Annotated in this window: 17 protein-coding genes and 4 tRNA genes; 16 read left to right on the forward strand and 5 right to left on the reverse strand. The window is 51.2% G+C overall.

Features of this window, described 5'->3' with window-relative positions; genetic code table 11:
* The first annotated feature begins 75 nt into the window (after positions 1-75).
* Positions 76-696, forward strand: coding sequence for a tRNA-(ms[2]io[6]A)-hydroxylase (locus ABYA77_RS03550; RefSeq protein ID WP_372964566.1), 621 nt, complete (start codon positions 76-78; stop codon positions 694-696).
* A 10-nt stretch (positions 697-706) separates the two neighbouring features.
* Here ABYA77_RS03550 and ABYA77_RS03555 read toward each other — a convergent pair whose 3' ends face one another.
* Complete coding sequence (locus ABYA77_RS03555; protein ID WP_372964567.1) at positions 707-1588, reverse strand: LysR family transcriptional regulator; 882 nt, start codon at positions 1586-1588, stop codon at positions 707-709.
* A 139-nt stretch (positions 1589-1727) separates the two neighbouring features.
* Here ABYA77_RS03555 and ABYA77_RS03560 point away from each other — a divergent pair, with 139 nt between their 5' ends.
* Positions 1728-2498, forward strand: a complete 771-nt coding sequence (locus ABYA77_RS03560; protein ID WP_372964568.1) for a ferredoxin--NADP reductase — start codon at positions 1728-1730, stop codon at positions 2496-2498.
* 152 nt (positions 2499-2650) lie between these two features.
* Complete coding sequence (locus ABYA77_RS03565) at positions 2651-3535, forward strand: hypothetical protein (RefSeq protein WP_372964569.1); 885 nt, start codon at positions 2651-2653, stop codon at positions 3533-3535.
* Here ABYA77_RS03565 and ABYA77_RS03570 read toward each other — a convergent pair.
* Together ABYA77_RS03570 and ABYA77_RS03575 are read right to left on the reverse strand one after the other, a co-directional pair.
* Positions 3530-4255, reverse strand: a complete 726-nt coding sequence (locus ABYA77_RS03570; protein ID WP_372964570.1) for a UDP-2,3-diacylglucosamine diphosphatase — start codon at positions 4253-4255, stop codon at positions 3530-3532. The two genes, ABYA77_RS03565 and ABYA77_RS03570, sit on opposite strands and share 6 nt — an antisense overlap.
* A complete protein-coding gene (locus ABYA77_RS03575; RefSeq protein ID WP_372964571.1) occupies positions 4252-4755 on the reverse strand; it encodes a peptidylprolyl isomerase in 504 nt (167 codons plus the stop codon). The genes ABYA77_RS03570 and ABYA77_RS03575 overlap by 4 nt, the downstream gene beginning before the upstream one ends.
* A gap of 160 nt (positions 4756-4915) precedes the next feature.
* Between ABYA77_RS03575 and ABYA77_RS03580 the strand changes: the two genes are divergently transcribed.
* The 3 genes from ABYA77_RS03580 to ABYA77_RS03590 all read left to right on the forward strand — a co-directional run bounded on the left by ABYA77_RS03580 (position 4916) and on the right by ABYA77_RS03590 (position 10308).
* The gene (locus ABYA77_RS03580) at positions 4916-6595 is read left to right on the forward strand and encodes a glutamine--tRNA ligase/YqeY domain fusion protein (RefSeq protein WP_372964572.1); all 1680 of its coding nucleotides are present in this window, start codon (positions 4916-4918) and stop codon (positions 6593-6595) included.
* Positions 6595-7980 (forward strand): cysteine--tRNA ligase, encoded by a 1386-nt coding sequence (gene cysS, locus ABYA77_RS03585; protein WP_372964573.1) that lies wholly within the window; start codon positions 6595-6597, stop codon positions 7978-7980. Before ABYA77_RS03580 ends, cysS begins: the two co-directional genes overlap by 1 nt.
* Positions 7981-8133: 153 nt before the next feature.
* Complete coding sequence (locus ABYA77_RS03590) at positions 8134-10308, forward strand: malate synthase G (protein WP_372964574.1); 2175 nt, start codon at positions 8134-8136, stop codon at positions 10306-10308.
* Between the two features lie 111 nt (positions 10309-10419).
* Here the strand turns inward: ABYA77_RS03590 and folD are convergent, their stop codons facing one another.
* Positions 10420-11277, reverse strand: coding sequence for a bifunctional methylenetetrahydrofolate dehydrogenase/methenyltetrahydrofolate cyclohydrolase FolD (gene folD / locus ABYA77_RS03595; RefSeq protein ID WP_372964575.1), 858 nt, complete (start codon positions 11275-11277; stop codon positions 10420-10422).
* A gap of 243 nt (positions 11278-11520) precedes the next feature.
* Between folD and ABYA77_RS03600 the strand changes: the two genes are divergently transcribed.
* The 10 genes from ABYA77_RS03600 to ABYA77_RS03645 all read left to right on the forward strand — a co-directional run bounded on the left by ABYA77_RS03600 (position 11521) and on the right by ABYA77_RS03645 (position 20803).
* Positions 11521-11597: transfer RNA gene (locus ABYA77_RS03600), tRNA-Pro, on the forward strand.
* 32 nt (positions 11598-11629) lie between these two features.
* Positions 11630-11706, forward strand: a tRNA-Arg gene (locus tag ABYA77_RS03605).
* Between the two features lie 90 nt (positions 11707-11796).
* Positions 11797-11872: transfer RNA gene (locus tag ABYA77_RS03610), tRNA-His, on the forward strand.
* A 60-nt stretch (positions 11873-11932) separates the two neighbouring features.
* Positions 11933-12017, forward strand: a tRNA-Leu gene (locus tag ABYA77_RS03615).
* A gap of 219 nt (positions 12018-12236) precedes the next feature.
* Entirely contained in the window at positions 12237-13541 is a 1305-nt protein-coding gene (gene tig, locus ABYA77_RS03620; RefSeq protein ID WP_372964576.1) for a trigger factor, read from the forward strand.
* A gap of 163 nt (positions 13542-13704) precedes the next feature.
* Complete coding sequence (gene clpP / locus ABYA77_RS03625; RefSeq protein ID WP_372964577.1) at positions 13705-14340, forward strand: ATP-dependent Clp endopeptidase proteolytic subunit ClpP; 636 nt, start codon at positions 13705-13707, stop codon at positions 14338-14340.
* Positions 14341-14416: 76 nt separating this feature from the next.
* On the forward strand, positions 14417-15700 hold the full coding sequence (gene clpX / locus ABYA77_RS03630) for an ATP-dependent Clp protease ATP-binding subunit ClpX (protein ID WP_372964578.1): 1284 nt from the start codon (positions 14417-14419) through the stop codon (positions 15698-15700).
* 172 nt (positions 15701-15872) lie between these two features.
* Entirely contained in the window at positions 15873-18290 is a 2418-nt protein-coding gene (gene lon / locus ABYA77_RS03635; RefSeq protein WP_372964579.1) for an endopeptidase La, read from the forward strand.
* Between the two features lie 238 nt (positions 18291-18528).
* Positions 18529-18801 (forward strand): HU family DNA-binding protein, encoded by a 273-nt coding sequence (locus ABYA77_RS03640; protein WP_372964638.1) that lies wholly within the window; start codon positions 18529-18531, stop codon positions 18799-18801.
* A gap of 157 nt (positions 18802-18958) precedes the next feature.
* Positions 18959-20803, forward strand: coding sequence for a SurA N-terminal domain-containing protein (locus tag ABYA77_RS03645; protein WP_372964580.1), 1845 nt, complete (start codon positions 18959-18961; stop codon positions 20801-20803).
* 40 nt (positions 20804-20843) lie between these two features.
* Here ABYA77_RS03645 and ABYA77_RS03650 read toward each other — a convergent pair whose 3' ends face one another.
* The gene (locus tag ABYA77_RS03650; protein ID WP_372964581.1) at positions 20844-21725 is read right to left on the reverse strand and encodes a MurR/RpiR family transcriptional regulator; all 882 of its coding nucleotides are present in this window, start codon (positions 21723-21725) and stop codon (positions 20844-20846) included.
* Positions 21726-21875: the final 150 nt, after the last annotated feature.

The raw sequence follows: 21875 nt of genomic DNA on the forward strand, positions 1-21875 counted from the left end.
GTTGGACAGAGGTCGGAGGTGCGTGTTACCTGCGGTATACTTCGTGGCTTTTAGAACCTGACCAGATTCGGCGATATGAACGACGTCCTCAAAGAAATATACAATTTTTTACCTTGCCCAACTCCGGAGCAATGGATTGAAAACGCATTGGTTAATCAGGATTTACTGCTGATTGATCATGCTCATTGCGAAAAAAAGGCGGCCTCGACGGCACTGAGCCTGATGTACCGGTATGTGGATAACACGGAACTGTTAAACAAAATGTCCCGGTTGGCCAGAGAGGAATTGCGGCACTTTGAGCAAGTGTTGGCAATTATGACCAAGCGGGGTGTGGCCTATACCCACCTGACGCCAGCACGTTACGCAGCCGGTATGCGGAAACCTGTGCGCAAGGATGACCCGGGGAGGTTGGTGGATGTTTTGATTGTAGGTGCCATTATTGAGGCCCGTTCCTGCGAACGTTTTGCTGCACTGGCTCCTTATCTGGATGAGAATCTGGCCGAATTCTATAATGGGTTGTTGAAGTCTGAGGCCCGGCACTATCAGGATTACCTGAGGCTTGCTGAGCAAGCGAATGGTGGTTCGGCAGATGAGCGTGTGGCGGAGTTTCTGGCGATTGAACAAAAGCTGATTGAGGAACCGGATACGGAATTCCGCTTTCATAGTGGCCCTGTTTCCCAAGCTGTAACCTGGTGAGCCGGCGTCATTAAAGTTGCCGGCACAGTTCAATCCATCGGGCAATGCCTGCGCTACGGTACTTTTGTTTGTGCAAAATAAAGTAAAAGTGCCGTTTGAAGGACCGGTGTTCTGGTACTTTTAATGGTATCAGGCTTCCACGTTTGAACGCATCGATCAGAACCACTTTGGACAGGCAGCCAATGCCAAGATCAGCTTCTACCGCTCGTTTGATCGCTTCAGTGTGTTCCAGCTCCAGTAGAACGTTCAGGTCGGGCAGCATGCCTTGCATGCCTCGCTCAAAGCTCTGGCGGGTGCCAGAACCTTGCTCGCGCATAATCCATACAGCCTGACGCAAGTCGTCATCGGTTAACGATGACTTTTGGGCCAGTGGGTGCGTGGGGGAGCAGAAGGCTACCAGCTCATCTTCACGCCAGGGGATGACTTCCAGTTCCGAGGCCTGTAATTCACCTTCAATTAATCCGATGTCCAGCTCGAAATCCTGTACCCGTCGGGCAACGGTGCTCGTGTTGGCGACTTCAAGAGATACCTTCGGCCGGGTAGGGGTGTTCATGTACTGAGCCATGACTCCGACTGCGAGATAGTTGCCGATAGTGAGCGTTGCGCCGACTTTCAGTGCACCAACTTCGGAATGCTTGCTGAAGGCCTGTTCCAGTTCGGTTGCCTGCGCCAGAAGTGCCTCAGCTTTGGGCCGGTAAAGTCGACCGAGTTCGTTGAGTTGCAAGCGCTTTCCGACCCGGTCAAATAACTGAATGTCAAACTGGCTTTCGAGTTCTTTGAGGGCGCTGCTGGCAGCAGACTGGGACATCGAAAGAGACTCCGCTGCCCGGGTAATATTCTGGAAATGGGCGGCGGCCAGGAAGACTTCAAGTTGGCGAAAACTGTATTTCATAGTTGACCTGACGGAAGGAGTTTGTTTATCTAAAAAATCGAATAGCTTTATGAGAACATCCCATTTTGTCGATTTCAAGAAAAAGATTACACTGGGCGTAACTTGAATTTTGACCGATTGTGATCTTGTGAGGGCTCCCATGAGCAACCTGATGAAAGAAACGGTGACCAGTGTGCATCACTGGAACGATACCTTGTTCAGTTTTAAGACAAGTCGGGACCCTGGCTTTCGTTTTAAAAACGGGCACTTTGTCATGATTGGCCTGGAAACTGATGGCAAACCCCTGATGCGGGCATACAGTATCGCCAGTGCTAACTATGAAGAAGAGCTAGAGTTCTTTTCCATTAAGGTGCCCGACGGTCCGCTTACCTCGCGTTTGCAGCAGATCAGTGTTGGTGACGAGATCCTTGTCAGCCGCAAGCCAACCGGCACTCTGGTGCTGGACAATCTGTTGCCGGGCCGGAACCTGTGGTTGATCAGCACCGGTACTGGATTAGCGCCATTCATGAGCATCATTAAAGACCCTGAGGTATATGAAGCCTATGATCGGGTCATTCTGACTCACGGCGTCCGCTATGTTTCGGAGTTGGCTTACCAGGGCGAAATTGAAGGGTTACCGGAAAACGAATTTTTTGGCGAAATGGTTCAGGGTAAGTTGCTGTATTACCCCACGGTTACCCGGGAGCCGTTCCGTAATCAGGGTCGCCTGACGGATGCCATGGAAAGTGGAAAGATTACCGGTGATCTTGGTTTGCCAGAATTTGATATTGAGCAGGATCGCTTCATGATTTGCGGAAGCCCAAGCATGCTTAAAGACACCTGTGCGATTCTGGACGCCAAAGGCTTTAAAGAAGCCCGCGGTGGAGACCTTGGCCATTATGTTATTGAGCGTGCTTTTGTAGAGCAGTAAATACGTCTGCTCTGTCTTTTCCGGAAAACCCCCTGAGCTGCTGCTTTTGGGGGTTTCTTTTGTAATGATAACCTGCGCTGTGCAATGTGGTTGGGGTACCATCAGTTCGGGCTTTATAGAACTGAGCTTTCGCTTTTTGGAGGAATGCAAGGGTGAAACATAAGCACCTTATACTGCTGATATGCGCAGCGTTTATATTGCTGGGGTGTGATCCCCGCGCTGAGCAGGAAGTGCGTGTAGCGGCAGCTGTGCCGGATAAAGCGCAAGAGCGTCAGCCTGCGGCAGATATTTCACTGGCTTTGACGCCGGCTCAGCTGGATTGGGTCGGGCAGAGTATTTTTCAGAATGAATGTGCTGGCAAGCTGGATTGTCTGGTGCACTGGAATGAGGGGGAAGCCTTTCCTTCACTGGGTATTGGTCATTTCATCTGGTATCCGAAAGAGGTTGATGGGCCGTTTACTGAAAGTTTCCCCAACCTGGTTCAGTACATGGTTCAGCGCCAGGCTCCGGTTCCCGATTGGTTACGCAGTCTTGAGCCATTCGATGCACCCTGGCCGGATAGAGAAGCCTTCTTACAATCCGAAAATTCTGCGGAAGTTGCTGAGTTGCGGGAGTTTTTGGCAGGAACTCAGGGGTTGCAGGCGGAGTATATTTTTCGCAGAGCCGACGAGTCTTTAAAGAACGTGATTGCTGCTGCTCCTGAACCCAGACGCGATGAGCTGGAAGGCTATCTTGGTCGGCTCAGTGAAACGCCGGGCGGTGTTTACGCCTTGATGGATTACGTCAACTTCAAGGGTGAAGGGCTGGTGCCGTCGGAACGGTATCAAGGGCAGGGCTGGGGATTGCTTCAGGTGTTGCTTGAGATAGTCGTTGAGCCGGGCAAGTCTGTACTTGATAGCTTCAGAGAAGCCGCAGGCCGGGTGCTTACCCGGCGTGCGGAGAATGCTGAGAAGGCGATTGAACGTGAGCGCTGGTTGCCTGGTTGGCTTAAGCGCCTGGACAGTTACAGGGAGCCTTCGCAAAACAGCCCGCTATAGCGGGGCTTTTTTAAGCTCGGGTTGTTGTCCCGGGCTTGCCTCTATCCACCAAATGTTTTTGTCCCAGTCGCCCAGTACCATGCGGCGAGCATTTTGACCATTGGCTTGCAGCTCGTGAATGTCCGGACGGTGAGTGTGGCCGTGGATCATCAGTTGAACACCGTAGTGTTCAAGCGTTTTCACCACTTCCTCTGGAGTCACATCCATGATGGATTCGGCTTTGCCCTGATTTTTGGCCGCAGAGAGTTCGCGTAATTGGCGAGCCATCTTTTGTCGGTCTTCGAGCGGGCGTGCCAGCATCATTTTCTGCATCTGCGGGTTGCGCATATTGGCTCGAAACTTCTGATACTCAACATCTGCCGTGCACAGGCTGTCGCCGTGCATCAGCAGGGTTGGTGTGCCGTTCAGGTCGATGAGAGCCGGGTCATCAAGCAGGGTGGCGCCTGCCCGGACGCAGTAGTCTTCACCAATCAGAAAGTCGCGATTGCCATGCATCAGGAAAATCTCGGTGCCGCTTTCGCTTAGGGTTTTTAGTGCTTTGGCTACCTGGTCCTGAAGGGGCGTGTGCTCGTCGTCACCAATCCAGGCTTCAAAAAAATCGCCGAGAATGTATAACTGCCGGGCCCCCACGGCGTTTTTGTTCAGGAACGATAAGAACGCGCCCGTAATGTCGGGGCGCGATTCTTCCAAGTGCAGGTCGGAGATAAACAGCGTGGTCACGCGGCCTCCACAACCTCAGCTTTAACGATAACAATATCTTCGGCCGGCACGTCCTGGTGGCCTGCACGCATGGTAGTACGGGTTGCGCGAATCTTGTTAACGGTTTCCATGCTGTCATCCGTCACTTTGCCGAACACGCAGTAACCCCAGCCTTCAGCGTTTTTTGCGGTATGATCCAGAAAGCCATTATTTTCAACGTTGATAAAAAATTGTGCTGTTGCAGAATGTGGGTCCATCGTGCGGGCCATGGCGACAGTGCCGACCATGTTGCTCAGGCCATTGTCAGCTTCGTTCTGGATCGGGTCGCGGGTTTTTCGGGGCTGCATGCCAGGTTCAAAACCGCCACCCTGAACCATAAAATTGCTGATGACGCGGTGAAAGATCAGGCCGTCGTAGAATCCATCGCGAACATACTGTTCGAAGTTTTTGGCGGTTTCAGGAGCGTTTTCGTAGTCGAGTTCCAGTTTGATATCGCCAAGATTGGTTTGCAGCAGAATCATCAGGGTTTCCTGTAAATTGGAGGATAAGTGTTCAAAGTGGGCATTGTACTCAAGAGTTTCTTCCTATGCATGAGACCCGCAAGGATTTGTGAGTATAATACGCGGTTTAACGGAGCCTCTGAATAGCTCCCACAATTCATTCCCTGTTGACCGAGATTGTATGAGCGCCGAGTCGAAGAAAGCCCACAACTTTATTCAGAGCCTGATCGAAGATGCCATCGCCAAGGGCGAGCACAGCGGTAAGGTGATTACCCGTTTTCCGCCAGAGCCTAATGGGTATTTGCACGTTGGTCATGCCAAATCCATTTGTCTGAATTTCGGGATAGCCGAAACGTTTGGTGGCGAGTGCAACCTCCGGTTCGATGACACCAACCCGGAGAAAGAAAGCCAGGAATACATCGATGCTATTAAAAGCGATGTTGAGTGGCTGGGGTATAAATGGGCTGGTGACGTTCATTACGCTTCCGATTACTTTGACCAAATCTACGCTTTTGCTGAAGAGCTGATTATAAAAGGCAAAGCGTATATCTGCGCCCTGACAGCCGACGAAATGGCTGAGTATCGCGGGTCCCTTAAGGAGCCGGGCAGAAATAGCCCATATCGCGACCGGCCGGCAGAAGAAAGCCTGCAGTTGTTCCGGGATATGCGCGATGGCAAGTACCAGAACGGCGAGCTGGTGTTACGGGCAAAAATTGATATGGCCTCTCCGAACATTAACTTACGTGATCCGATCCTGTATCGGATTCGCTATGCCGACCACCATCAGACGGGAGACAAGTGGTGCATCTACCCAATGTACGACTTCACGCATCCGATTTCTGATGCGCTGGAAGGCGTGACTGAGTCTCTGTGTACGCTTGAATTTGAAGATCATCGCCCATTGTACGATTGGGTGCTGGATAACATCACCATTCCTTGTCATCCCCGCCAGATTGAGTTCGCCCGGCTTAACCTGAATTACACGATTACCAGTAAGCGCAAGCTCAAGCGCTTGGTGGATGAGAATGTTGTTGATGGCTGGAATGACCCACGTATGCCAACCATATCCGGCATGCGTCGTCGTGGTTACACCCCGGAATCTATTCGTGCCTTCTGTGACATGATTGGTGTCAACAAAGCTGGTGGAACGGTTGACGTGGGTATGCTTGAGTATGCGATCCGGGAAGATCTGAACAATCGTGCGCCCCGCGCCATGTGTGTGATGCGTCCGATTAAGGTGACGCTGACCAATTACCCGGAAGGTCAGACTGAAACCCTGACGTTACCGGTGCATCCGCAGAACCCTGACATGGGACAGCGGGAAGTTACCTGGAGCCAAACGCTCTATATCGATCGCGAAGACTTTGCTTTTGAGCCGCCGCGTAAGTGGAAGCGCCTGGCTCCAGATCAGGCGGTTCGCCTTCGGGGCGGTTATGTGATGACCTGCAAAGAAGTTGTTTACGATAACAGTGGCGAGATAGTTGAGCTGAAGTGTGAATACGACCCGAACACATTAGGCGTTAACCCGGAGGGCTACAAGCCGAACGGTGTCATTCACTGGGTTTCGGCCGCTGATAGCGTGGAAGTCGACATCAATCAGTACGATCGCCTGTTCAATCATGAATCTCCGGACAGCGATAAAGACGGCGATATGATGGATCACCTGAACCCTGAGTCTCTGGTTGTTTTAAAGGGGGCACGGGCTGAGAAAGGGTTAGCTCAGCCTCGTACGGATCTGCCGTACCAGTTCGAGCGTGAAGGCTATTTCTTCTGTGATCAGGAGCTGACTGCCAGTGCTGGTAAGCCTGTATTCAACCGCACCGTGACCCTGAGGGATTCCTGGGGTAAAGGGGGTAAGTAATGCGTATCTATAATACGCTGACACAGAAGAAAGAAGAGTTTCAGCCGATCGATCCGGGCAAGGTGCGTATGTACGTGTGCGGTATGACGGTATACGACTACTGTCACCTCGGGCACGGTCGGGTGTTGGTGGCTTTTGATGTCATCAGCCGGTATCTGCGCCACCGAGGTTATGATGTGCATTACGTGCGTAACGTTACCGATATCGACGATAAGATTTTGCGCCGTGCCGAAGAAAACGGGGAAGTGTATACCGATCTGACTGAGCGCATGATTGATGCGATGCATGAAGACGAAGCACGTCTGGGTGTTCAGTCTCCGAACGAAGAACCACGGGCAACAGCGTTCATCGGTGAGATTGTCACGATGGTTGAGACTCTCATCTCTGGTGGCCACGCTTATGCGGCGGACAACGGCGACGTGTATTTCGCGGTGGATTCCTTTCCGGATTACGGCAAGCTCAGCAAAAAGAAACTCGAAGACTTGGTGGCAGGTGCGCGAGTGGGTGTGCAGGAGGCCAAGCGCAGTCCGGCCGATTTTGCGCTTTGGAAGGCCGCCAAACCTGGAGAGGTGAGCTGGCCATCGCCCTGGGGAGAAGGCCGTCCTGGGTGGCACATAGAGTGTTCGGCCATGTCCACCAAGTGTCTGGGGGATACCTTTGATATTCACGGTGGTGGCCCGGACTTGTTGTTTCCGCACCATGAGAACGAAATTGCCCAGTCTGAATGCGCGACCGGTCATAAGTTTGTGAATACCTGGATGCATGCCGGTGCTATTCGGGTAAACAAAGAGAAGATGTCTAAATCCCTGGGCAACTTTTTTACGATTCGCGAAATTCTCGAAACCTACCCGGCAGAAGTGGTGCGTTACTTTCTGGTATCCAGTCATTACCGTAGCCAGGTGGATTATTCGGCTGACAGTCTGGCCGAAGCCAGTCGCACCTTGACCAAGCTCTATCATGCATTGCGCGGCATTACGGTAGCATCGAGTGCCGATGTTCCGGAAACCGAGCATGATCGTCGGTTTGCCGAAGTGATGGATGATGACTTCAATACGGCAGGTGCCATTGCGGTACTGCATGCGGTGGCCAATGATATCAATCATTACCGTCGTGAAGGTAATGACGAAGAAGCTGCAAAAAGTGCGGCGGTGCTGGTACGTCTGGGTGATGTGCTTGGGCTGTTGCAGCAAGATCCGGAAGCCTTCTTCCAGTCGGATACCGGCAGCGAATTGTGCGCGGAAGATATTGAAGCGATGATTCAGGCCCGTGCTGACGCTCGTAAAGCCCGGGATTTTGCGGAAAGTGACCGAATTCGGGATGAGTTGCTTGAGAAAGGCATCATTCTGGACGATGGCCGGGAAGGAACTACCTGGCGCCGCGCCTGACGCCAGGCATTTCGACATAAGCCGTATTGTAATTTACGGGAATGACCTTGTAGGGAATTTCACGTACAATACGGCGCTCAAATATTCACGCCCCCGCGTTTCGTGCGCGATCAAGGGGGAGTCGGGAAACATAACCCATTGAGGCAGGTAACGATGACAGAACGCGTTCAAGTTGGCGGCATTCAGGTCGCAAAGAATTTGTATGATTTCGTGAACAACGAAGCCATTCCGGGTACCGGTGTTGACGCAGAAAAATTCTGGGCTGAGTTTGACAAGATTGTGAACGAACTGGCTCCGCGTAACCGTGAATTGCTCGCCAAGCGTGATGCCATTCAGGAAAAACTGGATGCCTGGAATCGTGACCATAAAGGCCAGAAGCTGGATATGGCTGAGTACAAGTCATTCCTGAAAGAGCTTGGTTACCTGGTTGATGAGCCTGAAGATTTTAAAATCTCTACATCCAATGTTGATCCTGAGATTGCCACCATGGCCGGCCCTCAGCTGGTTGTGCCTGTGATGAACGCCCGCTTTGCCCTGAATGCGGCTAATGCTCGCTGGGGTAGTCTTTATGATGCGCTTTACGGCACCGACGCACTGTCTGAAGAGAATGGTGCTGAGAAGGGGCGTGGTTATAACCCGGTACGCGGTGCCAAGGTTATTGAATGGGCTCGCAACCTGCTGGACAGCTCTGCTCCTCTGGCTGCTGGCAGTCATAAAGATGCCGCCAGGTATTACGTTGATGGCGGTAAACTGGCCGTTAAACTGCAGAACGGTGAAGTGACTGGCCTGAAAGATGAGTCGGGGTTTGTTGGCTACACGGGGGCGGCAGATGAGCCCACCGGCCTGCTGTTGGTCAAGAATGGCATGCACTTTGAAATTCAGATCGATGCGACTCATCCGATCGGAAAAGATGATGGTGCTCACGTAAAAGATGTTTTGATGGAGTCGGCACTGACGACCATCATGGACTGCGAAGACTCTGTTGCTGCGGTAGACGCGGAAGATAAAGTGCTGGCCTACAAAAACTGGCTGGGCCTGATGAAGTGCGATCTGGAAGAGTCTTTCGAGAAGGGCGGCAAGCAAATGACCCGCCGCATGAATCCTGACCGTAACTACACCGCTGCTGACGGTAGTGACCTGACGCTGAAAGGTCGCAGCCTGATGTTTGTTCGTAACGTTGGTCACCTCATGACTAACCCGGCCATTTTGCTGAGCGATGGTAGTGAAGTTCCGGAAGGGCTGATGGATGGTCTGGTGACTTCTTTGATCGCTATCCATGATCTGAAGTCTAACGGCAAGTTCCAGAACAGCACCAAAGGTTCTGTGTATATTGTTAAGCCGAAGATGCACGGTCCTGAAGAGGTTGCATTCACCAATGAATTCTTCGGTCGTGTAGAGGATGCTCTGGGTTTGCCTCGCTTTACTCTGAAAGTAGGGATCATGGATGAAGAGCGCCGCACCACCGTTAACCTGAAAGCCTGTATTTACGCCGCCAAGGATCGTGCGGTATTCATTAATACTGGCTTCCTGGATCGCACCGGTGACGAAATGCATACGTCCATGGAGCTGGGTCCGTTCATTCGCAAAGGTCAGATGAAGCAGGCTGCCTGGATTAATGCCTACGAGCAGTGGAATGTTGATATTGGTTTGGAAACCGGTTTCTCCGGCGTAGCTCAGATTGGTAAGGGTATGTGGGCGATGCCAGACCTGATGGCTGATATGCTGGAACAGAAGATTGGTCATCCGAAATCTGGTGCCAACACAGCCTGGGTTCCGTCTCCGACTGCAGCTACTTTGCACGCCACACACTACCACCAGGTAAATGTGTTTGACGTCCAGAAACAGCTGGCTAGCCGTCAGCGCGCAGCCCTGGACGATATTCTGACTGTACCTGTTATGGACGATCCTTCTTCACTGACTGCTGAAGATATCCAGCAGGAGCTGGACAACAATGCTCAGGGTATTCTTGGCTACGTTGTACGTTGGATCGACAGTGGCGTGGGTTGCTCTAAAGTGCCTGATATCAACGACATTGGTCTGATGGAAGACCGCGCGACGCTGCGTATCTCCTCTCAGCTTCTGACTAACTGGCTGTACCATGGAATCTGCACTGAAGAGCAGATTCTGGAAACCATGAAGCGTATGGCAGCTGTAGTTGATCGTCAGAATGCTAATGACCCATCTTACCGTAATATGGCTCCTGGCTTTGACGGTATTGCGTTCCAGGCCGCTATGGATCTGGTGCTGAAGGGGCGTGAGCAGCCGAACGGCTACACTGAGCCACTACTGCATGCGTACCGTCTGAAGGCGAAAGCAAGTCAGAAGTAAGGGCTTCGGAAATGAAAAAAAACCCCGCCTAAGCGGGGTTTTTTTGTGGCTGCGGATGAGGCTGTCTAAAGGGGTAGACTTGTGGCGGGTTTGCTTTTGCCATGTCTTGCTTTAGTCGTTGTGTAGCTCGTTCGCCGCATAAAGGGTGTTCTCCAGCAGTTTGGCAATCGTCATAGGGCCGACGCCACCGGGAACAGGGGTAATGTAAGCTGCACGTTCTGAAGCTGTTTGAAAATCTACATCCCCGCAGAGTGAGCCGTTTTCCATTCTGTTAATGCCCACATCAATGACGGTTGCGCCAGGTTTTACCCACTCACCTTTAATAATGCCGGGTTTGCCTACAGCGGCAATGAGAATATCGGCCTCGCCAACAAACTTCTCCAGGTTGTCAGTGAAACGGTGGCACACGGTGGTGGTGGCGCCCTTTAGAAGGAGTTCCATGCTCATGGGGCGCCCAACGATGTTAGAGGCGCCTACAATCACTGCGTGCTGTCCTTTGTATGGGGTGCCGATAGAGTCAAGCAGGGTGATTACGCCGGCGGGCGTGCAGGGGCGCAGAGTCGGCTTGCGCTGCATCAGGCGGCCAATGTTGAAGGGGTGAAACCCGTCCACATCTTTATCTGGCCGAATCTTTACCAGGATCGGGTCAGCGTCCAGGTGTGCGGGTAGGGGAAGCTGAACCAGGATACCGTCTATTGCCGGGTTTTCGTTCAGTTCGTCTACCAGGGTCTCAAGAGCTGCTTGTGAGGTGTCCTCAGGCAGATCATAGGATAGCGAAAGAATGCCGGCTTGTTCGCAGGCTTTACGTTTGTTGCCGACATAAACCTGAGAGGCTGGATCGCTGCCGACCAGAATTACAGCGAGACCTGGTGCCCGAAGTCCATTCTGTTTTCTGGCTTCAACGCCGGCAGCAACCTGCTGTCGAACCTGGGCGGCGATTTCTTTTCCGTTAATCAGTTTGGCGCTCATGTTACCGTCTTGTAGGTTGGGCATGAATAAAGGTGAGATAAGTGCGGTGCATTGTCTCATGGTTCGGCAATAACGCCAATGTGGTGGGCTGCCTAAGAAGACTGTGAGCACCTGCCCGATCGGGGGCAAAAAAAAGAGGGTTTTAAAGATATCTAAATGATTTTTAAATTCTATGTTGACGGATGGGAAAGTCGTCGGTAAGATGCGCACCAACTTTGCTGAAGCACTTGTTGTTCGGTTAATCGGGGTATAGCGCAGTCTGGTAGCGCGCCTGCTTTGGGAGCAGGATGTCGGGAGTTCGAATCTCTCTACCCCGACCATTTTCTGAATATTCAGGTGGGCGAACGGTCAAGCGCCCGTAGCTCAGCTGGATAGAGCATCCGCCTTCTAAGCGGATGGTCGCAGGTTCGAGTCCTGCCGGGCGCGCCATTATTTGGTTCGGTCTGTACCGGGCTCGCCAAACCAGCAAAGTTAAATTAAGCAGAAAAGATTGAGTGCCTGAGGGCACTTTTTTATGTGGTGGACGTAGCTCAGTTGGTAGAGCTCAGGATTGTGACTCCTGCGGTCGAGGGTTCGAACCCCTTCGTCCACCCCAGTTTTATCTTAGCCAGTTTGTCCGTAGCTTTTGAGTGTCGACTCAAGGCATGTCGGGTACGCGAGAGTGGCGGAATTGGTAGACGCACTGGATTTAGGTTCCAGCGGGGCAACCTGTGAGAGTTCGAGTCTCTCCTCTCGCACCATCCTTTCTTTTTTTCTGAATTTTCCCCATATTTTTTCTAAATCCAGTTGTTGCATGACGCCCAAACTGTTATTCAGGTTTGTCGGGTGATTCTCTCGGCAGGGTAAACCGTGATAAACTACCGGCTTTTAATTTTGCATCCCATGAGAGCGGTTTGCTCTGTTTGGGATTTTGTTTTAATTTTCATTCACATACAGAATCTGTAATTTGAGGATCTTCCATGCAAGTGTCTGTTGAAACGACCTCTAACATCGAACGTCGCATGACGATTGGTGTGCCCGCCCAGGAAATTGATCAGGCGGTTCAGAAACGTCTACAGGAAACTGCTCGTACTGTTCGTCTGAACGGTTTCCGTCCAGGCAAGGTGCCCATGAGCGTGGTTAAACGTCGTTTCGGTGACAGCGTCCGTCAGGAAATTGTTGGCGAGGTTATGCGCGACAACTACATCAAGGCGCTGCAGGAGCAGGATATCAATCCAGCAGGCTGGCCGACGTTCGAGCCGAAGACTATGGAAGAGGGTAAAGACCTCGAGTTTGTGGCTGTGTTTGAAGTGCTGCCGGAAATCGAGCTGGGTGACTTGAGCAAGGTTAAGGTTGAGAAGCCTGTAGCTGAAGTGACCGAAAAAGATATCGACACCATGATCGATAACCTGCGTCGTCAGCAGGCTCCGATGAAAGAAGTTAAGCGCAAGTCCAAAAATAAGGACGTTGTAACGATCGATTTCAAAGGCTTTATTGACGGAGAAGAGTTTGAAGGCGGTTCCGCTGAAGGACATCGTCTCACACTGGGTTCCGGTCAGATGATACCTGGTTTCGAAAAAGCCATTGTGGGTGGTAAAACAGGTGAAGAACTCGAGATTGATGTGACGTTCCCTGAGGATTACCACAACGAAGATCTGGCTGGTAAGCCTGCCAAGTTCGAAATCAAGATCCATAAGGTAGAAGAAGCTCAGTTGCCGGAGTTGGATGCTGAATTCTTCAAGAAATTCGGTATCGAAGCAGAAGATGAAGCCGGCTTCCGTGAAGAAGTTAAGAAAAACATGGAGCGTGAGCTAAAGCAGGCTGTTGCCAACAAGGTCAAGAACGACGTTGTTGAAGGGCTGCTGGAAACTACAGAGCTGGACGTACCGTCCTCTTTGGTTGATCAGGAAATCGATCGTCTGCGCCAAGAAGCCGTGCAGCGTTTTGGTGGTCAGGTAGACTTCAAGCAACTGCCGAAGGAAATCTTCGAAGAGCAAGCCCGGCGCCGCGTGAAGACGGGCCTGCTGTTCCAGGAAGTGGTTAAAAAGAATGAGCTGAAGGCCGATCCTTCCAAAGTAGATGAGAAGATTCAGGAAATCGCTTCTACTTACGAGCAGCCGGAAGAGGTTGTTGCTCACTTCAACAGTAATCAGGACCAGAAGAGCCAGGTTGAATCTGTAGTTCTGGAAGAGGCTGTTGTTGAATTTGTGCTTGGTCAGACCAAGCCGAAAGAAAAGAAAATGAAGTATGAGGAAGCAGTCAAGGCGGGTCAGGCCCAGCGTTGATGGCTCGGGCCTGGCCCGTAGCCGCTTTCTGGAAACAGCCGGCGTGTCCGGCTGTTTCCATCTGGGCTCACTGCTGGCAGAGTATAGGGGTATCCTGGTTTTAATTTCCGGATATCCTGCTGCAGGAGTCCATGCCCAATGTCTTTAAGGAGTTCAGGCACACATGACGCAAAAACCGTTTGATGGCCCAACAATGATAACCAGCGCTGGTCTGGTGCCGATGGTAATTGAACAGACGGCACGTGGAGAGCGGTCATTCGACATTTATTCGCGCCTTCTCAAAGAACGTGTGATTTTTTTGGTAGGTCAGGTCGAAGATCATATGGCCAATCTGGTCGTTGCTCAGCTGTTGTTCCTGGAGTCCGAAAACCCGGATAAGGATATTCACCTGTACATTAATAGTCCGGGTGGTTCTGTTACTGCGGGTATGTCTATTTACGACACTATGCAGTTTGTTAAACCCGACGTGGCTACACTGTGTATTGGTCAGGCAGCCAGCATGGGGGCTTTTCTGCTCGCCGGTGGTGCAGAGGGCAAGCGTGCATGCCTGCCGAATTCTCGTGTCATGATTCACCAACCACTGGGTGGCTATCAGGGGCAGGCTTCGGATATTGAAATTCACACCCGTGAAATTCTGAAAATCCGTCATACCCTGAATTCAATACTGGCTAAACATACTGGCCAGGATCTTGAAACCATTGCCCGGGATACTGACCGGGACAATTTCATGGATCCATTCCAGGCTAAAGAGTACGGGCTGATCGACACAGTACTTGATAAGCGCGTACCGAATAACTAATACTGAAAGTCATCGCATCATCCCTGGCCGGCGCATTCATTTGTAACGCCGGCCAACGAAGAACAGAGGTATTTCAATGGCAGATGAAAGAAACGGCAGAGGCGACGATAACGGCAAGTTGCTGTACTGCTCGTTTTGCGGAAAGAGCCAGCATGAAGTCCGTAAGCTCATTGCAGGGCCCTCGGTTTTCATCTGCGACGAGTGTGTTGATCTGTGTAATGACATTATTCGGGAAGAGATTCAGGAAAATGCTCAGGAAGATACGGGTGATCGTCTTCCGGTACCGGCAGAAATTCGTGACACTCTGAATGAGTATGTTATTGGGCAGGATCGCGCCAAAGTTGTGCTGGCCGTTGCCGTCTATAATCATTACAAGCGCTTGCGCTATGGTGAAGGCAAGAGCGATGTGGAGTTGGGCAAAAGTAATATTTTGCTGATTGGCCCCACGGGTAGCGGTAAAACCCTGCTGGCAGAAACTCTGGCTCGAATGCTGAACGTGCCGTTCACGATTGCAGACGCAACCACTCTGACTGAAGCTGGCTATGTGGGTGAAGATGTTGAAAATATCATCCAGAAGCTGCTGCAAAAGTGTGATTACGACGTTGAGAAAGCGCAGCGCGGTATCGTTTATATAGATGAGATCGATAAGATTTCCCGTAAGTCTGACAATCCTTCTATCACCCGGGATGTCTCCGGTGAAGGTGTTCAGCAAGCACTGCTGAAATTGATCGAGGGTACTGTGGCGTCTGTGCCTCCACAGGGTGGTCGCAAGCACCCCCAGCAGGAATTTCTGCAAGTTGATACTGGCAACATTCTGTTTATCTGTGGTGGCGCGTTTGCTGGTTTGGAAAAAGTTATTCAGGAACGTTCAGAGCGTAGCTCTATTGGTTTCTCTGCTACCGTAAAAAGCCAGGATGATAGCAAGAGTGCTGGCGATATCATCCAAGACGTAGAAACTGAAGATCTGGTCAAGTTTGGTTTGATTCCGGAGTTTGTTGGTCGTCTGCCGGTTGTGGCAACGCTGACAGAGCTGGATGAAGATGCTTTGGTACAGATTCTTACAGAGCCGAAGAACGCACTGACTAAACAGTATCAGAAGTTATTTGATCTGGAAGGTGTGGAACTGGACTTCCGTGAAGATGCCCTTAGGGCAGTAGCTCGTAAAGCTATGGCCCGCAAAACGGGTGCTCGTGGCCTGCGTTCTATCATGGAAGCGACCTTGCTGGATACTATGTATCAGATACCGTCTGAGAGCGATGTATCCAAGGTTGTGATCGATGAAAGCGTGATTAACGGTGAGTCAGAACCGTTTAAGATCTATGCAAATAGCGATCATGCGAAGGCTGCATCAGAAGACTGACACCAGTTTGTAACTAAAGCTGGTGATTTGGGAAAGGGGCGTTTAACGCCCCTTTTTCATGGTTGATCGGAAATTATCTGCCGCTAATTTTCACCCCGTAAAAGATTGCAATTTCTGCCTGTGCCCCAATGATGGGTGATATGCTGAATAAAATGATTTCAGAGGATTCTCTATGACCCTTATATCCGAAGAAACCGTGCAAGAATATCCGCTGCTTCCGCTTCGTGATGTGGTGGTGTTTCCGCACATGGTGGTGCCGCTGTTTGTGGGACGTGAAAAGTCTATTCAGGCACTTGAAGCTGCGATGGAGGGTAGCAAAGAGATTTTGCTGGTTGCACAAAGAGATGCATCCACCGATGAGCCTGGCCCTGATGATGTATTTGATATGGGTACCCTGGCAACCGTGTTACAGATGCTTCGCTTGCCGGACGGCACCGTTAAAGTGCTTGTAGAAGGGAACGCTCGTGCCAGTATCTCTGGCATTGTGGAAGGTGACTTCCTGACTGGTAACGCCATCCTGATGGATGAGGATCAGTTGCCAGAACGTGAAGAAGGCGTTCTCATCAAAACATTGATGGATGAGTTTGATAAGTATGTGCAGCTCTCCAAGAAAGTCCCGTCAGAGGTATCCAGTGCGTTGACGGGTATTACCGAAATCGATCGCCTGGTGGATACCATGGCAGCGCATCTGGATATGCGTATTCCTGAAAAACAGGAGCTGCTGGAGGTTCTGGAGGTCCGCAAACGGGTTGATCTGTTGTTGGGCAAGCTGGATGGTGAAATCGACCTTATTGGCGTTGAAAAACGTATCCGTGGTCGTGTGAAGAAGCAGATGGAGCGCAGCCAGCGTGAGTATTACCTGAACGAGCAAATGAAGGCCATCCAAAAAGAAATGGGCCAGCTTGGTGAAGGTAATAACGATTTTGAAGAACTGGAACAGAAACTCGAAGAAGCGGGTTTGCCTGAAGAGGCCCGCAAAAAAACTGAAGCTGAGTTGAATAAGTTAAAGATGATGTCGCCTATGTCTGCCGAAGCAACGGTGGTGCGGGGCTACATTGACTGGATGTTGGCGGTACCCTGGAAAAAACGCAGCCGGGTACGCCACGACCTGGAAAAAGCCCGTGAAATCCTCGACAAGGATCATTACGGGCTGGATGAGGTCAAGAAGCGCATTCTGGAGTACCTGGCAGTACAAAGCCGGGTGAAAAAGGTTAAAGGGCCTGTGCTTTGTCTGGTGGGGCCTCCTGGCGTGGGTAAAACATCTCTCGGTCAATCCATTGCCAAAGCAACCAATCGTAAGTATACCCGGATGGCTTTGGGTGGCGTTCGTGACGAAGCAGAAATTCGCGGTCACCGTAAGACTTATATTGGAGCCTTACCTGGTAAGTTGCTGCAAAAGCTGGCGAAAGTCGGCGTTAAGAACCCGCTGTTCTTGTTTGACGAGATCGACAAGATGGGTATGGATCACCGGGGCGATCCTGCCTCAGCGTTACTGGAAGTGTTAGATCCCGAACAAAATCACACCTTTAACGATCATTATCTGGAGGTTGATTACGACCTTTCAGACGTAATGTTTGTGTGTACGTCGAACTCGATGGATATCCCGCCGGCGTTGCTGGATCGGATGGAAATTATCCGGATTCCGGGGTATACCGAAGAAGAGAAGGTCAATATCGCCATGAGATATTTGCTGCCGAAGCAAATTCTTGCGAATGGTCTGCGTAAGGGTGAGCTGGAGGTGCCGGAAGAAACTCTGCGCGACCTGATTCGTTATTACACCCGTGAGGCGGGCGTTCGTGGGCTGGAGCGGGAGATCGCCAAGATCTGTCGTAAAGTTGTCCGTGAGCACGTGGAAAGCACTGATAAAGCCTCTGTAACCATTACTCCTGACATGCTGGAAAATTATTCCGGTGTTAAGAAGTTCAAATATGGTCTTGCCGAAGAAAGTAATCAGGTTGGGCAGGTGACAGGTCTGGCCTGGACGCAGGTGGGTGGTGAACTGTTGACGATAGAGTGTGCTCTGACCCCGGGTAAGGGGCGAGTGGTAAAAACAGGCTCGCTTGGCGATGTGATGCAAGAGTCTATTCAAACGGCGCTTACGGTGGTTAGAAGTCGTGCAACCGGACTGGGAATTACTGATGATTTCCATGAAAAACACGATCTTCACGTGCATGTACCTGAAGGTGCGACACCGAAAGATGGCCCAAGTGCCGGTATTGGTATGTGCACAGCTCTCGTTTCTGCACTTACAAAAATACCCGTACGCGCGGACGTCGCAATGACGGGTGAGATCACACTTCGTGGTCGTGTGCTTCCTATTGGAGGGCTGAAAGAGAAGCTTCTGGCGGCTCACCGAGGAGGTATCAAAACAGTACTTATTCCTGACGAAAATGTCCGTGATCTCAAAGAGATACCGGAAAATATAAAGGAATCGCTCGACATTAAACCGGTCAAATGGATCGACGAGGTACTGGATATTGCGCTTGCCTATCCGCCGGAGCCAAGAACCGAAGATACGGTTGAAAAAGCCGCTTCTTCGAAAAAAAAAGACGACTCCAGTGATGCCTCTGAGCGCATAAATACACATTAAACACTGGATGAGTTGTTGACATGCCAGAGAGCCCGTTGGTATAACTGTTTCGCCGTGAAGCAGCCAATACCAAGGGCTCCCGCGCAGTAAGTGCCTATTCCAAACACCGGTTAATCGCCGCAAGGAATAAAAAAACTGAAGAATGGAATTCTCCGACCGCTTATGCGATAGTCGTGAGCGTCCGCGAAAAAACAAACCAACCTATAACATCTTCAACCTGAAATCGAAGGGGTTTAGTGTGAACAAGTCCGAACTGATTGATGCAATTGCAGAGTCCGCAGATATTTCTAAAGCTGCAGCTGGCCGTGCGCTGGATGCTATGACAAGCACCATTACTGGTGCACTGAAGAATGACGACCAGGTTACCCTGATCGGTTTTGGTACCTTTTCTGTGAAGGAGCGCGCCGCACGTACTGGCCGTAACCCGCAGACCGGCGCTGAAATCAAGATTCCGGCCTCTAAAGTGCCTGGATTCAAGGCAGGTAAGGCCCTGAAAGACGCTGTTAAGTAACAGCTCTTTCTCTGGCAGCTTCCTCCGCTGGCGGAAGTTGCCATAAGAATTCGAGGCGCATTCCGGACAGGGTGCGCCTTTTTACGTTAAAGGCAGCCGTGGCTTCAGCTCACACAATTACCACCAGCAAGACCTTGAACAGGGATTCAGAAACAACATGCTTCAAGATATTCGGGATAATTCCCAGAGTACTATCGCCAAGGTTATCGTTGGCCTTTTGATTATATCTCTCTCTATCTGGGGAATGGACGCCATCATTGGCGGTTTTTCTGGCGAGCCGGAAGTGGCTACAGTCAATGGTAACGAGATTACCGAGCGGGAGTTTCTGCGGACCGTTCAACTGGAAACCCAGCAACGTCTGATGCGGATGGAGAATCCAGATCCATCTATGGTGGATGAAGATCAGCTTCGCATTGATGTATTAGAAGCTCTGATTCTGGAAGCCGTACTGACACAAGATGCGCAAAGCCAGGGGCTTGAACTGTCCGACGCGGATATCGATGCGTTGATCACGCAGATGCCCCAGTTCCAGGTAGATGGTCAGTATAACCCTGAACAATTTGCAGCCATGGTGCGTAATTTGGGCATGGGCGTTGCTGAGTTCCGAGAGAGCATGCATAAGAACTATGTGACCAATCAGATCCGTGCGGGTATTGCGCAGACGGCTCTGGCTGCTCCAGATAACGCGGCTCAGTTGCTGGCTATCCAGAATCAGACCCGAAACTTCCGTGTTCTGACCGTTTCAGCGGATGAGGTTGCTGATCAGGTTGTGGTATCTGATGACGATGTCGCAGCCTATTACGAAGAAAACAAAGCTCAGTTCCAAGAGCCCGAGCAGGTTGATGCAGCATACATTACCTTGTCTCAGGCTGTTTTGGCGGAATCGATTGAAGTGACTGAAGATGAAGTTCGTGCTGAATACGAAGCCCGAGCTGAGCAGTTCGCCCGAGAAGAGCGTAAAGCAGCCCATATTCTGGTGGAAGCCGGAGCCAATGCAAATGCCACCATCGCAACTATTCAGGAGCGTCTGGAAGCCGGTGATTCGTTTGAGGACCTTGCGGCCGAATATTCTGTTGATGTTGTCTCCGGGCGTGATGGTGGTGACCTGGGATATGCGGGACGTGGTGTGTATGACCAGGCATTTGAAGACGCTTTGTTCTCATTGGAAAAGGGCGCCATATCGGGGCCGGTTGAATCCAGTTTTGGTATTCACCTGATTCGCCTGGACGATATCCGTCGCTCTGATGTTCCTGCCTACGAAGAGCTTCAGGCTCAACTTCGTGAAGAGATTGCCCGTACGAAAGCATCGGAAAGCTTTGTTAAGGTTCGTGCAGAGCTGGCTGATGCTGCCTATGCTGCGGATGATCTCGTCGGGCCAGCCAGTGAGCTTGGATTGGAAGTTCGTGAGGTGAAAGGTGTTACCCGTGCTGGCGGTGTAGCTCCGTTTGATCATGCAGGTTTGGTGCGCCAGATATATTCAGAAGATGTGCTTGAGGGTGGCTACAATACGGAATTGATTGATGTGGGCGACAGTGTGTCTATCGTGGCTCGTGTAAGGGCGCACCGTGAGCCGCGCCAGCTCGAGCTGGCTGATGTTCGTGATGATATCCGGGCAACTCTGGAAGTACTGGCAACCCGTGAAGCTCTGCAGGCCAAGGCTAACGAGCTTATTGCTGGCATTAAATCAGGTGAACAGACTGATCAGGGCAACTGGGCCCGCTTTGAGGACCAGGGCCGAGGTGCCAGAGACTTGAGTCCGCTGGTTCTGCATAAGGTATTCGCGATGGTCAGGCCAGAAGACAATAAGCCCTCTGTAGACGCCGTTGTTGGCCTGAGTGAGGCTCATGTGATTGTGCTTGAGGCTGTAAATGAAGGCGCTGTTGATCGCGACAGTGAGGAGTTTCAGCAGGTCAGTCAGTTCCTGACGCAGCTTGAAGGTCAGCGTGAATATATGGTTTATCAGCAGTACCTGAGAGATACCGCCGAGGTGGAACGCAACTGATTCAGCGGTAATTAAAAAAGGGTGCTTCGGCACCCTTTTTTTATGTCCTTGGGTTGAGTGGAAAGCGCGTGGCTTTGAGGCTTTCTTTCACCTTCTTCAGGTGATCCAGGAAGTCCGGGCCCCGTTTCAGGGTAACCCCGGTTGCCAGGATATCAATGACCGTCAGGTGGATGATTCGCGACGACATTGGCATATACACTTCGGTATCTTCCGGAGAGGTAACCCCAAGTACCGTGGTGCAGACTTCGGCCAAAGGTGAATCGGGGTTGGTAATGCCAATAACTGTGGCTCCGTTGCTTCGGGCCAGTTCAGCAGACTCCACGGACTCCCGGGTGCGGCCGGTGTAGGAAATCACTACGATGGTATCCCCTACACCGGCTCCGGCAGCAACCATTCGTTGCATAAGTGCGTCGTCGTAGGCAGAGACTGGAGTGTTAAACCGGAAAAACTTGTGCTGGGCATCCATGGCTACTGATGCCGAGCCGCCCATGCCGAAAAAAATGATTTGCTTCGCTTGAATCAGATAATCCACCACCGTTGCTATGGACTGGGGGTTTAACGCCTGACGAGCTTTATCGAGGCTGGCGATGGTGCTGAGCATGATTTTGTCAGCATACTCGGCAGCGCTATCGTCTGGTTCAATATTCTGCCCTACATAAGGTGTGCCTGTGGCAATGCTTTGGGCCAGGCGTATTTTAAAATCCGGAAAGCCTGTGGCCGAAAAGCCGCGGCAAAATCGGTTAACCGTGGGCTCACTCACTTCGGCGGCTCTGGCCAGCGCCGCAATACTGTAGCGGGTGGCTGCGCTTGGGTCACGGAGAATGGCACCGGCAACCTTACGCTCAGATTTGTTGAGTGTTTCCAAGCGGTTCTGGATGTCTTCCAGCAGGTTTTCTTCTCTATGTACCGTACTGACTGGCATACGGTTTACTCCCTGTTTTGCACGCAATTTGAATAATCAAGTTCTAACATTATACCTTGTTCGTTGAGTTTCCTGAGTAGTAAATATGTCATAGGTGTCTTGCAGTCTTGGTTTACCTGGCCGGTGGTGTCATTATTTGAGTAAAGTTAC

Source organism: Marinobacter sp. (genome assembly GCF_041595835.1).
Taxonomy (GTDB): Bacteria; Pseudomonadota; Gammaproteobacteria; order Pseudomonadales; family Oleiphilaceae; genus Marinobacter.

Excerpts from the sequence above, each read along its gene's own strand:
- ABYA77_RS03645 (WP_372964580.1), top strand. The coding sequence starts at position 18,959 with ATGCTTCAAGATATTCGGGATAATTCCCAGAGTACTATCGCCAAGGTT.
- clpP (WP_372964577.1), top strand. The coding sequence starts at position 13,705 with ATGACGCAAAAACCGTTTGATGGCCCAACAATGATAACCAGCGCTGGT.
- tig (WP_372964576.1), top strand. The coding sequence starts at position 12,237 with ATGCAAGTGTCTGTTGAAACGACCTCTAACATCGAACGTCGCATGACG.
- ABYA77_RS03580 (WP_372964572.1), top strand. The coding sequence starts at position 4,916 with ATGAGCGCCGAGTCGAAGAAAGCCCACAACTTTATTCAGAGCCTGATC.
- cysS (WP_372964573.1), top strand. The coding sequence starts at position 6,595 with ATGCGTATCTATAATACGCTGACACAGAAGAAAGAAGAGTTTCAGCCG.
- ABYA77_RS03575 (WP_372964571.1), bottom strand. The coding sequence starts at position 4,755 with ATGATTCTGCTGCAAACCAATCTTGGCGATATCAAACTGGAACTCGAC.
- clpX (WP_372964578.1), top strand. The coding sequence starts at position 14,417 with ATGGCAGATGAAAGAAACGGCAGAGGCGACGATAACGGCAAGTTGCTG.
- ABYA77_RS03555 (WP_372964567.1), bottom strand. The coding sequence starts at position 1,588 with ATGAAATACAGTTTTCGCCAACTTGAAGTCTTCCTGGCCGCCGCCCAT.
- folD (WP_372964575.1), bottom strand. The coding sequence starts at position 11,277 with ATGAGCGCCAAACTGATTAACGGAAAAGAAATCGCCGCCCAGGTTCGA.
- ABYA77_RS03590 (WP_372964574.1), top strand. The coding sequence starts at position 8,134 with ATGACAGAACGCGTTCAAGTTGGCGGCATTCAGGTCGCAAAGAATTTG.
- ABYA77_RS03650 (WP_372964581.1), bottom strand. The coding sequence starts at position 21,725 with ATGCCAGTCAGTACGGTACATAGAGAAGAAAACCTGCTGGAAGACATC.
- ABYA77_RS03550 (WP_372964566.1), top strand. The coding sequence starts at position 76 with ATGAACGACGTCCTCAAAGAAATATACAATTTTTTACCTTGCCCAACT.
- ABYA77_RS03560 (WP_372964568.1), top strand. The coding sequence starts at position 1,728 with ATGAGCAACCTGATGAAAGAAACGGTGACCAGTGTGCATCACTGGAAC.
- lon (WP_372964579.1), top strand. The coding sequence starts at position 15,873 with ATGACCCTTATATCCGAAGAAACCGTGCAAGAATATCCGCTGCTTCCG.